General features: G+C 71.2%; 13 protein-coding genes. 8 read left to right on the top strand and 5 right to left on the bottom strand.

Features of this window, described 5'->3' with window-relative positions; translation table 11 throughout:
• Positions 1-16: 16 nt before the first annotated feature.
• Positions 17-1,288, bottom strand: a complete 1,272-nt coding sequence (locus ABTY62_RS40705; protein WP_352134416.1) for a M6 family metalloprotease domain-containing protein — start codon at positions 1,286-1,288, stop codon at positions 17-19.
• Positions 1,289-1,600: 312 nt separating this feature from the next.
• Between ABTY62_RS40705 and ABTY62_RS40700 the strand changes: the two genes are divergently transcribed.
• Positions 1,601-3,511 carry a putative bifunctional diguanylate cyclase/phosphodiesterase gene (locus tag ABTY62_RS40700; protein ID WP_352134415.1) on the top strand — a complete coding sequence of 637 codons (1,911 nt, stop codon included), beginning with the start codon at positions 1,601-1,603 and terminating at the stop codon, positions 3,509-3,511.
• A 58-nt stretch (positions 3,512-3,569) separates the two neighbouring features.
• Here the strand turns inward: ABTY62_RS40700 and ABTY62_RS40695 are convergent, their stop codons facing one another.
• The 3 genes from ABTY62_RS40695 to ABTY62_RS40685 form a co-directional block, all read right to left on the bottom strand.
• The gene (locus tag ABTY62_RS40695; protein WP_352134479.1) at positions 3,570-4,619 is read right to left on the bottom strand and encodes an LLM class flavin-dependent oxidoreductase; all 1,050 of its coding nucleotides are present in this window, start codon (positions 4,617-4,619) and stop codon (positions 3,570-3,572) included.
• A gap of 261 nt (positions 4,620-4,880) precedes the next feature.
• On the bottom strand, positions 4,881-5,672 hold the full coding sequence (locus ABTY62_RS40690; RefSeq protein ID WP_352134478.1) for a maleate cis-trans isomerase family protein: 792 nt from the start codon (positions 5,670-5,672) through the stop codon (positions 4,881-4,883).
• Positions 5,673-5,770: 98 nt separating this feature from the next.
• Positions 5,771-6,754 (bottom strand): maleate cis-trans isomerase family protein, encoded by a 984-nt coding sequence (locus tag ABTY62_RS40685; RefSeq protein ID WP_352134414.1) that lies wholly within the window; start codon positions 6,752-6,754, stop codon positions 5,771-5,773.
• 233 nt (positions 6,755-6,987) lie between these two features.
• Between ABTY62_RS40685 and ABTY62_RS40680 the strand changes: the two genes are divergently transcribed.
• The gene (locus tag ABTY62_RS40680) at positions 6,988-7,935 is read left to right on the top strand and encodes a D-2-hydroxyacid dehydrogenase (protein WP_352134413.1); all 948 of its coding nucleotides are present in this window, start codon (positions 6,988-6,990) and stop codon (positions 7,933-7,935) included.
• 13 nt (positions 7,936-7,948) lie between these two features.
• Positions 7,949-9,376, top strand: coding sequence for an amidase (locus ABTY62_RS40675; protein WP_352134412.1), 1,428 nt, complete (start codon positions 7,949-7,951; stop codon positions 9,374-9,376).
• 115 nt (positions 9,377-9,491) lie between these two features.
• Here ABTY62_RS40675 and ABTY62_RS40670 read toward each other — a convergent pair whose 3' ends face one another.
• Entirely contained in the window at positions 9,492-9,992 is a 501-nt protein-coding gene (locus ABTY62_RS40670) for a DUF3830 family protein (protein ID WP_352134411.1), read from the bottom strand.
• 117 nt (positions 9,993-10,109) lie between these two features.
• Between ABTY62_RS40670 and ehuB the strand changes: the two genes are divergently transcribed.
• The 5 genes from ehuB (at position 10,110) to ABTY62_RS40645 (ending at position 14,238) form a co-directional block, all read left to right on the top strand.
• The gene (gene ehuB, locus ABTY62_RS40665; RefSeq protein WP_352134410.1) at positions 10,110-11,024 is read left to right on the top strand and encodes an ectoine/hydroxyectoine ABC transporter substrate-binding protein EhuB; all 915 of its coding nucleotides are present in this window, start codon (positions 10,110-10,112) and stop codon (positions 11,022-11,024) included.
• Positions 11,021-11,773, top strand: a complete 753-nt coding sequence (ehuC, locus tag ABTY62_RS40660; protein WP_352134409.1) for an ectoine/hydroxyectoine ABC transporter permease subunit EhuC — start codon at positions 11,021-11,023, stop codon at positions 11,771-11,773. The genes ehuB and ehuC overlap by 4 nt, the downstream gene beginning before the upstream one ends.
• Entirely contained in the window at positions 11,770-12,420 is a 651-nt protein-coding gene (gene ehuD / locus ABTY62_RS40655) for an ectoine/hydroxyectoine ABC transporter permease subunit EhuD (RefSeq protein WP_352134408.1), read from the top strand. Before ehuC ends, ehuD begins: the two co-directional genes overlap by 4 nt.
• 22 nt (positions 12,421-12,442) lie before the next feature.
• The gene (gene ehuA, locus ABTY62_RS40650) at positions 12,443-13,213 is read left to right on the top strand and encodes an ectoine/hydroxyectoine ABC transporter ATP-binding protein EhuA (RefSeq protein ID WP_311730475.1); all 771 of its coding nucleotides are present in this window, start codon (positions 12,443-12,445) and stop codon (positions 13,211-13,213) included.
• A gap of 263 nt (positions 13,214-13,476) precedes the next feature.
• On the top strand, positions 13,477-14,238 hold the full coding sequence (locus ABTY62_RS40645) for an IclR family transcriptional regulator (RefSeq protein WP_352134407.1): 762 nt from the start codon (positions 13,477-13,479) through the stop codon (positions 14,236-14,238).
• Positions 14,239-14,240 lie beyond the last annotated feature (2 nt).

Genomic DNA, 14,240 nt, shown 5'->3' with positions numbered 1-14,240 from the left:
CGCGGCTCGCGTCGGCTCAGGTCGGCCGCGTCTCGCGGTCGACCTCGACGGTCCAGCCGCCATCCGTGGTGCGGCCGGTGACGGTCACGCGCACATGGTCCCGCCGCGTGGACAGGGTCTCCCCGACGCCCAGAGTGGCGTCGGCGAGCTCGGGGTAGACCGACTCGTTCCAGCACGCTCCGGTGCCGGGGTGTCCGTCCAGCACCTCGATCGGGCCTTCGCCCGAGGCGGCGTCATTGCGCACGCGGTAGACCAGCACCCCCTCGGTGCAGGTGTCCTCGTCGTTGCCGTACGAGCCGCGTGCCTCGATGGCCAGCGCGGTGGTGGGGCCGGTGCGCACCACGAGGAGGCGGGTGCGGCTGTCGGCGGCCGGGCCGCCGGGCGCCATGGGCGCGCCGAGGGGTTCGAGGGTGTGCAGGGTCGCGCCGGGGGCGCGCACACACTGCACCTGGCGCGGGCGCAGCCATCCGAGCTTCCACTTGTGCCACCCGAAGGGGTCGGGGGCCAGCCCGAACTGGCTGCCCATCAGGTCCCAGTCCCCGACATAGGTGTCCCAGTCGCCTTCGCCGTCGTCGTTCTTCGGCCGGTGGTAGAGGTCGGGGAGATCGAAGACATGGCCGGTCTCATGGGCCAGCACATTCCGGTCCGGCGGGTGGTTCTCGAAGACGGTGACGAGCCGGCGCAGCTCGACACCATCCGCGCGCAGCGGCTGCTCGAAGTTGACCACTTTTGTTGCATCGGCGTCCACGCCTGGGGCATCGGGATCGGCCACCAGATAGACCACGTCATAGCGGGCGAAGTTGACGGAGGGGTCGGCGGCGGCGATGGCGTCGCGCAGATACGCGGCCCGCCGCCCGGGGTTCCAGTCGCGCTTTATGGCGTAGGAGGTGGATGCCTCGGGCATCGTGATCCACCGCTTCGCGAGGTGCACCCGCAGCCTGAACTGCCCGTATGACGCCCGCCGGAAGAAGTCGGTGGTCGCGGGGATGTGGTCGGCGGCCAGCCGGCGGGGGGTCACCTTGGGTGTGGCGTCGGGGAAGGCGAGAAAGACCATGGCCGCGTGGACCGTGCGCGCGGGGCGGGGGTAGCTGGTGTTCCAGGTGTCCAGGCCCTCGGAGTGGTGGGCGCCGGTGCGCTCGAGGGTGCACGGGCCGCCCGCGCCGGCGGCGATGGCGGGGCCCGACACCACGGTGGTCGCGATCACGGCGCTCAGCGAGGTGAGCATGGCCCCGGCGCGGCGCAACCGAGGCGGGCACCCCACCCCCGCGGGCAGCTGAGGACGCCCCATGTCGACCTCCCGGACAGAGTCGGACCACCCCGTCCACCCTCAGGCGGATTCGCGCGGTACGCCCTGTTCGGCTGGCCCGGTCGAGTGAATCGGCCCCGATGCGGGTACGTAACAGACGGTCACAGTCGGTCGTGAGGTCAGTTGGTCCGTGCAGAGTCGAACAGATTTGACCAAACAGTTGTTCAAGTCTTCGTTGGTCGCGGTCGCATTGTTGGAACTGTCGGAGCACGAGCCTCTATGATCGGCACATTTCCAGCGGGGACTCCCTATTCGGGCGGGCATTCACGGCTCGTCCGGCACCCGGTGTGAGACATGCACAAGATGTGTACGACAGACCTGTACGAGACGAGCGCCACGCGGGAGCGAGCGGTGAGCGGATCCCCTGACGGCCAGGGCCGCGCGCCCGGCGCGACTCTGCCGACGATCACGGAACGTAACGCGGTACCCAGCGATGAGCGAGCCACACCGGCCAAGGCCGCACCGGCCGGATCCACACCGCCCGGGAGCACAGCGCCCGGCCCCGCGCCGAGCGACTACCGGGCCGCGTTCAACGCGGCGCGGCTCCCCATGGCCGTCATCGACCGCGAGGGCGTGGTGCTCGACGCCAACCCCGCGCTCGGTTCGCTGCTGGGCGCCGAGCCGTCCCGGCTGATCGCGCGCAGCGCCGCCGACCTGGCGGATCTGCGCGAGGATCCGCGCACCTGGGGCGAGTACCGCGATGTGCTGCTCGGCCGCCGCTCGCGGCTGTGCTGCACCCGTCGGCTGAAACACCCCGACGGCCATGCCCTGTGGGCCGAGATCACCGTGGAGCCGGTGCCGGACAGTTGCAGCGTGCTGCTGTCGATGGCCGACATCAGCGACCGGCGCGATCTCCAGGGGCGGCTGCGCCACCTTCAGATGCACGACCCGGTGACCCGGCTGCCCAACCGCAACCTCTTCTTCGAGCGGCTGTCCTCCGCCCTGGAGGCCGCCGCGTACGACCGGGGCGGCACCGGGCGGATCGGGCTCTGCTACCTCGACCTCGACGGCTTCAAGGACATCAACGACACGCTCGGCCACCGGGTCGGGGACCGGCTCCTCGGCGCGGTCGCCCAGCGGCTCACCGAGTGTGCCGCGCCCGGCGGCCATCTGGTGGCGCGGCTCGGCGGCGACGAGTTCGCCCTGCTGGTGCGGGACTCCACCGGCACGGAGCAGCTGTGCGAGCTGGCCAGGTCCGTACTGACCGCGCTCCAGCGGCCGTTCGACGTGGCCGGGCAGCGGCTGTCGGTGTCGGCCAGCATCGGCGTGGTGGAGCGGCCCGCCGCCGGGACGCACACCACCTGGCTGATGCAGGCCGCGGACACCACGCTGTACTGGGCCAAGGAGGACGGCAAGGCGCGCTGGACGCTCTTCGACCCGGAGCGCAACGCACACCGGATGACCAGACAGGCGCTGTCCAGCACGCTGCGTCCGGCGGTCGAGCGGGAGGAGTTCGTGCTCGACTACCAGCCGCTGGTGGGGCTGGTCGACGGTGTGGTGAAGGGCGTGGAGGCGCTGGTGCGGTGGGAGCATCCGCGATTCGGCAGGCTGTCGCCGAATCGGTTCATCTCACTCGCGGAGGAGAACGGCGCGATCGTCCCGCTGGGGCGGTGGGTGCTGCGGACGGCCTGCCGGCAGGCCCGCGCCTGGCAGTTGGCCCACCCTCACAACCCGCTGATCGTGAGCGTCAATGTGGCGGTCCGTCAGGTCTGGGACTCGGACCTGGTGGCGGACGTGGCCGCGATCCTCGCCGAGACGGGACTGCCGCCGCATCTGCTCGAGCTGGAGCTGACCGAGTCCGCGGTGATGGGCTCGGCGGGGCGGCCGTTGCAGGCGCTGCTGCGGCTCAGCGAGATGGGCGTGGCCATCGCCATCGACGACTTCGGCACGGGCTACTCCAACCTCGCCTACCTCAGCCGGCTCCCGGTCTCCACGCTGAAGCTCGACGGGTCGTTCGTCCAGGGGTTCCGGGCGGAGGAACACCCGAACCCGGCCGATGAAACGATCGTCCAGGCGCTCGTCGAGCTCGCGCACCGGCTCGGCCTGACGGTGACCGCCGAGTGTGTGGAAAGCGCCGAGCAGGCGGAGCGGCTGGCGCGGATCGGCTGCGACACCGGGCAGGGCTGGTTCTACTCCCGCCCGGTGCCGCCGGAACAGATCTCCGCCATGATCGGCGGCCATCCGGCGGCCACGGGCGCGCCGTAACGGGCGGCCGGGCCCCCGGCCCGGCCAGGTGGCCCCGGCCCGGTGGGGCCCGTACAGGTCAGGCTGCCGCCGTCGGCAGATCGTAGGCGTCGGCGATCAGCTCGTACGAGCGCAGCTTGGCCTCGGGGCCATGGGCCGTGGTGGTGATCTTGATCTCGTCCACGCCGGTCCGCTTGATCAGCCCGTCGAGTCCGTCGCGCACCGCCTCCGGGGTGCCGTACACCACGTTCGTCAGCCAGCTGTTGACGAAGTCCTCCTCGATGACATTGAACTCATAGGCCTCCGCCTCCTCGGGGGTGGGCACCAGGCCGGGCCGCCCGGTGCGCAGCCGCACCATCGACAGCGCGCCGGTGAGGACCTGGCGGCGCGCCTCCTTCTCGTCCTCGGCCGCGAACGCCGAGACCCCGATCGAGGCATACGGCCGGTCGAGGATCGCGGACGGCCGGAAGGACTCGCGGTAGAGGTCGAGCGCGGGGATGGTGTTCGCGGCGGAGAAGTGGTGGGCGAAGGAGAACGGCAGGCCGAGCGCCCCGGCGAGCCGGGCGCTGAAGCCGCTGGACCCCAGCAGCCACACCGCGGGCCGGTCGGCGGACTGCACCCCGCCGGGCACCGTGCCCTGCACCGGCCCGGGGACCGCGTGGATGCGCGCGTAGCGGTGGCCGTCCGGGAAGTCGTCGTCGAGGAACCGGAGCAGCTCGGCGAGCTGCTGCGGGAAGTCGTCGGCGCCCTCGTGCAGCCGGTCGGTGCGGCGCAGCGCGGCGGCCGTGGCCCCGTCGGTCCCGGGCGCCCGCCCCAGGCCCAGGTCCACCCGCCCCGGCGCCAGGGCCTCCAGCGTCCCGAACTGCTCGGCGATGACCAGCGGCGCGTGGTTGGGCAGCATGACCCCGCCGGAGCCGAGCCTGATCCGCTCCGTGTGCGCGGCCAGATGGGCCAGGATCACCGCCGGGGAGGAGCTGGCGACCCCGGGCATGGAGTGGTGCTCGGCCACCCAGAACCGGTGGAAGCCCCGCCGCTCGGCGAGCCTGACGAGCTCGACGCTGCTCCGCAGCGCCTGCGTGGCGGTCAGCCCGCTGCCGACGGTCGCCAGGTCCAGCACCGACAGCGGGATGGGCGCACTGCCCCGGGGAGCGGCGTGGACGCCGTGATCCCCCGCCCCGCCCTGCTCACGCCGGGCATCCTGCCCGGCCTGGTCGGTCTGCCCGCCCTGTTCGCCGTGGAGCCGATTCTGCTCGCTCTGCCGGTCCTGCCCGTCCTGCTGGTCGGCCACGGTGGCCCGCCTCCCTGGTCGCTCTGTCCGCGTTGCTCTGCGTGCGTCACACCGCACCGGACACAGCCAACCGGAGAATGGCTCCGCTTTATTCCCGCGGCTTCATTTCTTCTCCTCCCCCGCGACTCCCGCGGGGCGGAAGAGCGCCCCGAGCCGGTCCGAGGGCACCTCCCGGCCGAGCAGCCGCAGCCCCTCCCAGACCGTGACCTGGTTCGCCGTGAGCACCGGCTTGCCCAGCGCCTCCTCCAGATCGGGTATCCAGGCGGCGGTGTGCAGGGCGGTGTCCGGCAGCAGCACCGCCTGGGCGTCGGGGTGATCGCCCGCGTGGGCCAGGTGCAGCACCTCTTCCCGGCCCCAGGTGCCGACCTCGGCCGCGGTGATGATGCCGCTGCCGCGCATCGCGACGACCTCCGCCCCCGCCTCCTTGAGGAAGGCCCTGAAGTGATCCGCGACATCCGCCGGATAGGTCGCGGCGATCGCGACCCGCTCGGCGCCCAGCGCCCGCACGGCATGCGCGAAGGCGAAGGAGGTGCTGGAGGCGGGCAGGCCCGCCGTCTCCGACAGCTCGCGCACCTGCTCATGCGCGCCTTCCCAGCCGAAGACGAAGCTGGCGCTCGTGCAGGCCCAGACCACGGCCCGGGCGCCGCGCCCCTTCAGCTCCCCCACCCCGGCGGCGAGGCGCGCGGCCGCCCCCATCTCCAGCAGGGCGTCCACACGATGGGCGTCCTCGCCGATGTCGGTATGGACGAGCGGGAGCCGGACCCCGGCGCCCAGGATGGCTTCGAGCCGCGGATACTCGTCCTCCGCGGAATATCCCGGATACAGAAAGCCCACCGCATCGCCGGCCGGGCCGCTCGCCGCCCCGTCCACAGCTGCGTCCACAGCTCCGTCCATCACCGGATCCACCATGGCTGCCTCCCTCCGGCGGCCCCCGCGGGCGCCGCCCCGTCGCCTGTCACTTCTCATACACCGCGGCCGCCCATCGCGTTCCCTCACATCGCCGGCGGAGCACCTCCCGACTCGTCCAGGTACGGGCCGTCCCCCGTCCCGGAGCCGAACGCCGGGTCCAGCCCCTCGCCCGGATCACCGTCCGGCCCCTGCGGCGGCCCGGCCAGCGCCGCCTCGGGCTCCGGCAGGGGCAGGGACGGCGCGGGGTCGACCAGCGGCGCGGAAGGGATCACCACGGGCCCCACCGGCCCGACGAGGTGATCCATCCCCGCCATACCGGCCGGGCCGCGCCGCGCCGCCGGGTCGAGCAGGGCCTGATACGGCCCCACCGCCCGCTCGCCGATCGCCCGCAGCGCCGCCCACATCGTGACCTGGTTCGCCGACAGGACGGGCATCCGCAGCTCGGCCTCCAGCTGCGGGATCACGTCGTACGTGGGGAGGTTGGTGCAGCTGATGAAGAGCGCGTCGGCCGCGCCGACCACCGCCTGCCGCGCCATGTCGACCACATCGCGGTACGGCACCTTCCAGATGTGCCTGGTCAGCCCGAGGTACGCCCGCCCGGTCACGGTGATCCCGGCCTCGCCCAGATACTCCTCCAGGGAGTCGGTCACCGACTTCGTATAGGGCGTCACCACGGCGATACGCCGCGCGCCGATCTCCCGCAGCGCGCCGAGCAGCGCCCCCGACGTGGTGAGCGACGGCATCTCGCCTGCCTGCGTCATCGCCGCGCACATCGCGCGCTCGCCGGCCACGCCGCCGACGAAGCTGCCCGACGTGCAGGCGTACGCCACCACCTCGGGCGCGATCGCGCACAGGGCGCGCACCGCCTCGTGCAAGGTCTCGTGCTCGCTGACGAGCCGCGCCAGATCGAGACTCACCTCGACCGGAACGAACGGAGTGCGGGTCAGATGCAAGGAGACCTCGTCGGGCACCCAGCGCCACAGCTCACGGTCGAGAGCGAAATCGAATGGTGCTACGACACCCACACCGCGCTGCGGCTGTGGGCCACCCAGAAAAGAGACGTCCATATCGAGCCCCAATACACAACGGAGGGCTGGACCATTGGCCAGAGGGAATGAGCCGGCCTGAATGCCGGGACGTCGGGACAGATGCCGGAACGATGCCGTTATTGACGACGGTAGTTTCCGCTGCCTAGCGTGGTCAATCCTTGCTTCCGAGGCGGCTTCCCGATCATCCCGAACGTCCACGACAGCCAACTCGACAGCCAAGCGCACCTACGTTTCGAAACGGTTTCCCGCCCATGACCGAAAGCACTCTGGTCGTCTTCGGAGACGACCCTCCAGTCCGTCTCGACCGCCTGGCCGGCCGGGCCAGGATCCTCGTGTGCGACGAGTCCTCGCTGCCCGAACTGCTGCCCGCCGCCGACGCCCTGCTCGTCTGGGACTTCGCCTCCGACGCGGTACGCGCCGCCTGGCCCGGCGGCGGACCCCGGCCGCGCTGGGTCCACACCGCGAGCGCGGGCGTGGACCGGCTGATGAGCCCCGAACTGACCGCGTCGGACACGGTGGTGACCAACGCCCGCGGCGTCTTCGAGCAGCCGATCGCCGAGTATGTCGCGGGGCTCGTCATCGCCATGGCCAAGGACTTCCACGGCAGTTGGGAGCTTCAGCGGCAGCGCCGCTGGCGCCATCGCGAGACGGTGCGGCTGGCCGGGTCCCGCGCGGTCGTCGTCGGCGCCGGACCGATCGGGCGGGCCATCGGCCGTACGCTGGGCGCGCTCGGCATCGCGGTCGACCTGGTGGGGCGTACGGCGCGTGAGGGCGTGCGCGGGGGCGACGAGCTGAACGGCCTGCTGCCGGAGGCCGATTGGGTGGTGTGCGCGGCGCCGCTGACCGACGGCACGCGCGGCATGTTCGGGCGGGAGGCCTTCGCCCGGATGAAGCCGGGCGCCCTGTTCGTCAACGTGGGGCGCGGCCCGCTGGTCGTGACGGACGACCTGGTGGCGGCGCTGACCGCGCGGCGGATCGGCGGCGCGGCGCTGGACGTGTTCGAGCATGAGCCGCTGGCCGCCGACGACCCGCTGTGGGATGTGCCGGGGCTGTTCGTCTCGCCCCATATGAGCGGCGACACGGTCGGCTGGCGGGACCAGCTCGCCGAGCAGTTCCAGGACAACTACGACCGCTGGGCCGCGGGCGAGCCGCTGCTCAACGTCGTCGACAAGCGCCTGGGGTACGTACCGGTCGACTGAAAGGAGACGGTGGATGACCGACATCCACGATCTGACAGCTGTTCAACTCCTCGAACGGTACGCCTCGGGCGAACTCTCCCCCGTCGAGGCGACCCGCGCCGCGCTGGGGCGGATCGAGCAGATCCAGCCGGAGGTCAACGCGTTCAGCCGGGTCGACGCGGAGGCCGCGCTGCGGCAGGCCGAGGAGTCGGCCGAGCGGTGGCGGCGCGGCGAACCGGCCGGTCTGGTGGACGGGGTGCCGGTGTCGGTCAAGGACATCCTGCTCCAGCGCGGCGGCCCCACGCTGCGCGGCTCGCTGACCGTCGAGGCCGAGGGCCGGGCCTGGGACGAGGACGCGCCCTCGGTGGCCCGGCTGCGCGAGCACGGCGCGGTGTTCCTGGGGAAGACGACGACCCCCGAGTTCGGCTGGAAGGGCGTCACGGACAGCCCGGTGTACGGGGTGACCGGCAATCCGTACGACCCGCGCCGCACCGCGGGCGGCTCCAGTGGGGGCAGCGCGGCCGCGGTGGCGCTGGGCGCGGGTCCGCTGAGTCTGGGGACGGACGGCGGCGGTTCGGTGCGCATTCCGGCCTCCTTCTGCGGCGTCTTCGCGTTGAAACCCACCTATGGGAGGGTTCCGCTGTATCCGGCGAGCGCGTTCGGAACGCTCGCCCATGTGGGCCCGATGACGCGGGACGCGGCCGACGCGGCGCTTCTGATGGATGTCATCTCCGGCGCGGACTGGCGCGACTGGTCCCAGCTCGCGCCCCCGGAGGGCGGCTTCCAAGAGGCGATCACGGCGGGCGGCGGCGGGGGCGGCGTGGACGGACTGCGCGTCGCCTACAGCCCGGCGCTCGGCGGCTCGGCGGCGGTGGACCCGGAGGTGGCGGCGGCGGTGCGGCGGGCAGTGGATCTGCTGGCCGGGCTGGGCGCGTCCGTGGAGGAGATCGACCCGGGGATCGAGGACCCGGTCGAGGCGTTCCACACGCTGTGGTTCAGCGGCGCCGCGCGGGTGGTGCAGCCGCTGGGGCAGGACAAGTGGGAGCTGCTGGACCCGGGGCTGCGCGAGATCTGCGCCCAGGGCGCCTCGTACAGCGCGCTGGACTATCTCGCCGCCGTCGATGTGCGCATGGCGCTCGGACACGCCATGGGGCGGTTCCACTCCGCGTACGACCTGCTGGTCACCCCGACGCTGCCGATCACCGCCTTCGAGGCGGGGGTCGAGGTGCCGAAGGGTTCGGGCCACACCCGGTGGACCGGCTGGACGCCCTTCACCTACCCCTTCAACATGACCCAGCAGCCCGCGGCGAGCGTGCCCTGCGGCCTCTCCGCCGAGGGGCTGCCGATCGGGGTGCAGCTGGTTGGCGCCCGCCACGCGGACGCGCTGGTGCTGCGGGCGGCGCACGCGCTGTACGAGGCGGGCCTGGCGGACGGCGTCAGGCCGCCGGCCCAGGCCGCCTGACGGACGGACGGGGACAACCCGGCCCCGACGGACCGCCCCACCCCGTGGGAGCGCCCCGTACGGACCGTCCCGTCCCACCCGGGCCGCACAGCCCGGATGGGACGGAACCGCCCGCCTACGCCCGGCGGAAGCTCAGCGTCTCCCCCAGTGCGCCGGCCCGCCACAGGTCCTGGCAGGCGTCGGCCATCTCGTCCAGCCCGTCGACGACCGCGCCCCAGACGATGCCAGGCACCCACCCGGCGTCGCCGTTGATCAGCAGGTTGTTGCGCTCGTAGAAGAGGGCGAGGTCGACGACCCGCTGCTGCCCCTGGTGCTTGGCCTGCTGCTCATAGCCGTAGGAGGCGGTGCCCAGCTGGGTGTCGGTGAAGCTGAAGTAGCACAGGTCGCCGGGGATGGGGGTGATGGTCGGGTTCTCCAGGGGTGGCTCCTCGGGGGCGAAGGGGGGCAGCAGCGCGTAGATCTCGTTGCGCGCGTACTTCGCGTGGTAGACGTCGCCTCCCAGGGGCAGCGCGTTCCACACCGCCTCGCAGGTGATGGGCGCGCGGTCGTCGAGGAGTTTCGCCGTGCAGCTCACGCCCCTCTTGGCGAGCGATACCTCGATAAACCGGTCAGCCATGACATTCCTCCCGCTCGTTTGCGGACCTGTTGCCGAGTGCGCCTACCCAGCCCGACCAAGCGTCAAGGGCTGAAAACGATCTGCATATTTCGCGTGCGGTCGGGTAGCCGCGCGCCCATGGCTCCACCACGACGGACACACAAGGACAACAGCGGAAGACGGCTGGACCGCCGCGCGCTTCTGGCGGGCGGAGCGGCCATAGGTCTGCTGGGCGCCACGGCCTGTAGCCGGGTGTCCAGCGCCGAAGCCAAGGACGGGGGAAATCTGCTGAAGCGCCTGCGGTCGCAGGGGACGGTACGTCTGGGCATCGCGGGTGAGATCCCGTTCGGATACATCGACAAGAACGGAGACTTCACCGGCGAGGCGCCGGAAATCGCGAAGGTGATCTTCAAGCGGCTGGGGGTGGCACATGTCCAGCCGGTCCCGACCGAGTTCGCCTCGCTGATACCCGGGCTGCGCTCGCAGCAATTCGACGTGGTCTCCGCCGGCATGTACATCAATCCGGATCGCTGTCAGCAGGTGATCTTCTCGGATCCCGACTATCGCGTCCGTGACTCGTTCATCGTGCGCAAGGGCAACCCCAAGAACCTCCACACCTACGAGGACATCGTCAAGTCGGGCGCGAAGCTCGCCAGCGGCTCCGCGTACGCCCAGATCGGCTACGCGGTCAACGCCGGGGTGAAGGAGGGCGACATCATGGTCCTCCCCGACCAGCTGGCCGGGCTGCTGACGGTCGAGCAGGGCCGCGCCGACGCCTTCGCGGGCACGGCCGTGACGGTACGCAACGTGGTCCGGCAGAGCGGGGGCCGCCGGGCCGAAGCGACCGAGCCGTTCCAGGCGCTGCTCGACGGAAAGCCGGACATCGGCGCGGGCGGCTTCGCCTTCCGCCCCGAGGAGACCGACCTCCGGGACGCCTTCAACGTCGAGCTGCACAAGATGAAGAAGAGCGGCGAACTCCTGCGCATCGTCGGGCCGTTCGGCTTCACCAAGGCCGAGATGACGGATCTGACCGCCAAGGAGCTGTGCCGATGACAGCCGGACTGTGGGAGAAATGGCTCCTTCCGGGGATCTGGATCACCATCCAGCTCACCCTCTACAGCGCGCTCTTCGCCGCCGTCGTCGCCTTCGGGGTCGGCATCGCCCGTACCTCCAGGTTGTGGATCGTCCGCTTCCTCACGGGCTTCTACGTCGAGATCTTCCGCGGCACCTCGGCCCTGGTGCTGATGTTCTGGCTGTTCTTCGTGATGCCGCTGGGGTTCCAGTTCCAGCTGCTGCCGATGTGGGCGGCGGTGCTCGCCCTGGGCCTGACCTACGGCGCGTACGGCTCCGAGATCGTGCGCGGCGCGATCGCCGCCGTGGCCCCCGCGCAGCGCGAGGCGGCGCTCGCGCTCAGCTTCACGCCCACGCAGCGGATGCGGCGGGTGATCCTGCCGCAGGCGATCCCCGAGATGATCCCGCCGTTCAACAACCTGCTGATCGAGCTGCTGAAGGCGACGGCGCTGGTCTCCGCGGTGAGCGTCGCGGACATCACCTTCGCCGCCCAGCTCTCGCGGCTGGCGACCGGTGACAGCCTGGAGATCTACTCGATCATCCTCGTCCTCTACTTCGTCCTGGCCTTCGTCCTCACCCGGCTGATGCGGCTGCTGGAGCGGCGCGCCAAGGCGGGCATCGGGCAGGCGCCGGAGCGGCGCGGCAAGGGCCCGCTGGTGCCCAGGAAGCGGTCCGCCTCGCAGGAGACCGAGCAGCCCGCCAACCTGATCACGGCGGGAGGTGCCAAGTGAACTGGGACTGGGATGTCGCCAAGGACTTCCTCCCCGAGCTGGGCGACGGACTGCTGATCACCCTGGAGGCCACCGCCCTCGGCTCGGTGCTGTCCTTCGCCCTGGGGCTGGTGTGGGCGCTGGCCTTCCGCTCCCCGACGCGCTGGGTGCGCTGGCCGGTGGCCGCGGTGGTGGAGTTCATCCGCAACACCCCGCTGCTGGTCCAGCTGTTCTTCTTCTACTACGTGCTGCCGACCTGGGACATCAAGTTCTCCGCGCTGACCACCGGCGTGATCGCGCTCGGCCTGCACTACTCGACGTACACCGCCGAGGTGTACCGGGCCGGCATCGACGGAGTGCCCAAGGGCCAGTGGGAGGCGTGCACCGCGCTCAGCCTCTCGCGCGGCCGCACCTGGATCTCGGTGATCCTGCCGCAGGCGATCCGCCGCGTGGTGCCCGCCCTCGGCAACTACGTGATCGCGATGCTGAAGGACTCGCCGATGCTCGCGCTCATCGGGGTCGTCGACATGCTCCAGAAGGCACGGGCGCACGGCGCCACGTCCTTCGAGTACATCGAGCCCTACACGATGGTCGGCCTCGCCTTCATCCTCATCGCCTATCCGGCATCCCTTCTCATGCGAGCCCTGGAGCGTCGCCTTGGCCACTGAAACCGAGCACAAGAACCCTGCCGTGGACGGCAGCGAACTGATCCGGTTCGACCGGGTGACCAAGCGCTTCGGCGACAACACGGTCCTCGACGACCTCGACTTCTCGGTGTCCTCCGGGAAGCATGTGACCCTCATCGGCCCGTCCGGGTCCGGCAAGACCACGATCCTGCGGCTGCTGATGACCCTGATCAAGCCGGACCAGGGCAAGATCCAGGTCGACGGCGACTGTCTCACCCATGAGTACCGCGGCGGGAAGATGGTCGAGGCGAGCGAGAAGCACACCCGCGAGGTGCGCAAAAAGATCGGCATGGTCTTCCAGCAGTTCAACCTCTTCCCGAACATGCGGGTGCTGCGGAACATCACCGAGGCCCCGGTGCACGTACTGGGCCTGAGCAAGGACGAGGCCGAGGAGCGGGCGCGCGAGCTGCTGGACCTGGTCGGGCTCGGCGACAAGTGCGACGCGTATCCGACCCAGCTGTCCGGCGGGCAGCAGCAGCGGGTCGCGATCGCGCGGGCGCTGGCGATGCGGCCGCAGGTGATGCTGCTGGACGAGGTGACCTCGGCGCTGGACCCGGAGCTGGTGGCCGGGGTGCTGGACGTGCTGCGTGACATAGCTCACACCACGGACATCACGATGCTGTGCGTGACCCACGAGATGAACTTCGCCCGGGACATCTCGGACGAGGTGTTGATGTTCGACTCGGGCCGGGTGATCGAGGCCGGGCCGCCGGAGAAGATCTTCACGGAGCCGGAACACGAGCGTACCCGCGAGTTTCTGAGCGCGGTGCTGTAGCGGCGGACGGCGCGGTGGCCGGCGGGAGCTCCCGTCGACCACCGGCCACAGGACATGCCTATGGCATATGCCAGGGTGGCGCGCCGCTGCTGAGCGGCCCGCCGCCCGCCATCAATATGCCCAACACCCGCGCCGAATAGCCCGCTTGGCGGCTATCGTGGTACGAAGCCGCGCCGGGTAAAAACTGCCGCTGGGTAATCCCATGGCCATGACCTGCGGCGACGGCGCCGACGCAAGCGGTCACAACCTGCTAGGGGGAAACCGTGGCGCTCAAGCCCGAGTCGACCGCGCCGTTCCACTCGGTGCGGCATGCCCTCCGGGTCCTCGAAGTCGTCTCCCACCACACCAACGGCGTGACCGACGCCGGCATCGCCCGCGAAACCGGCCTGCCACCGGCCCACCTCGCCCAACTGCTGCGGATGCTGCGCCGCGAGGGCTATATCGAGCAGGTCACGGACGGCGCGTACGTCGCCGGCACCTCGCTCTCCCTGCTCGGCTCCTCCGGCGCCGACCGCCAGACCGCGGTCGAGCACAAGCTCCAGAAGTCGCTCTCCGCCCTGCGCGACTCGGTCGGCGCGGCGATCTACCTCAGCCGCTATATCGACGGCGAGGTCCGCATCACCCAGTACGCCGACAGCCCGCGCACCCCCAAGGTCAACGAATGGGTCGACTTCCGCTCCGCGGCCCACGCCATGGCCGTCGGCAAGTGCCTGCTGACCCAGCTCGACCACGACGGCCGCCGCGACCACTTCTCCCGCCACAAGACCGTGCGGCTCACCTCCCGCACGACCACCAGCGAGAAGGTCCTCTTCCGCAAGCTGGAAAGCCAGCCCGCCACGGTCCCCGTCCTCGACATCCAGGAATACGCCGTCGGCACCGTCTGCGCCGCCGTCCCCATAACCGCCGGCCGCGCAGCCGGCTGCCTGGCCCTCTCCCTCCCCCTGGAGCACGCCCACCGCCTACGTCAGGCCGCGTACACCCTGAACCGGGAGGCGGCTCCGGTGCTGCTGTCCCTCACGATCTGAGG

Origin of the sequence: Streptomyces sp. NPDC097640 (assembly GCF_040302705.1) — a bacterium.
Classification (GTDB): domain Bacteria; phylum Actinomycetota; class Actinomycetes; order Streptomycetales; family Streptomycetaceae; genus Streptomyces.
This window is presented reverse-complemented; position numbering and strand designations above follow the sequence as displayed.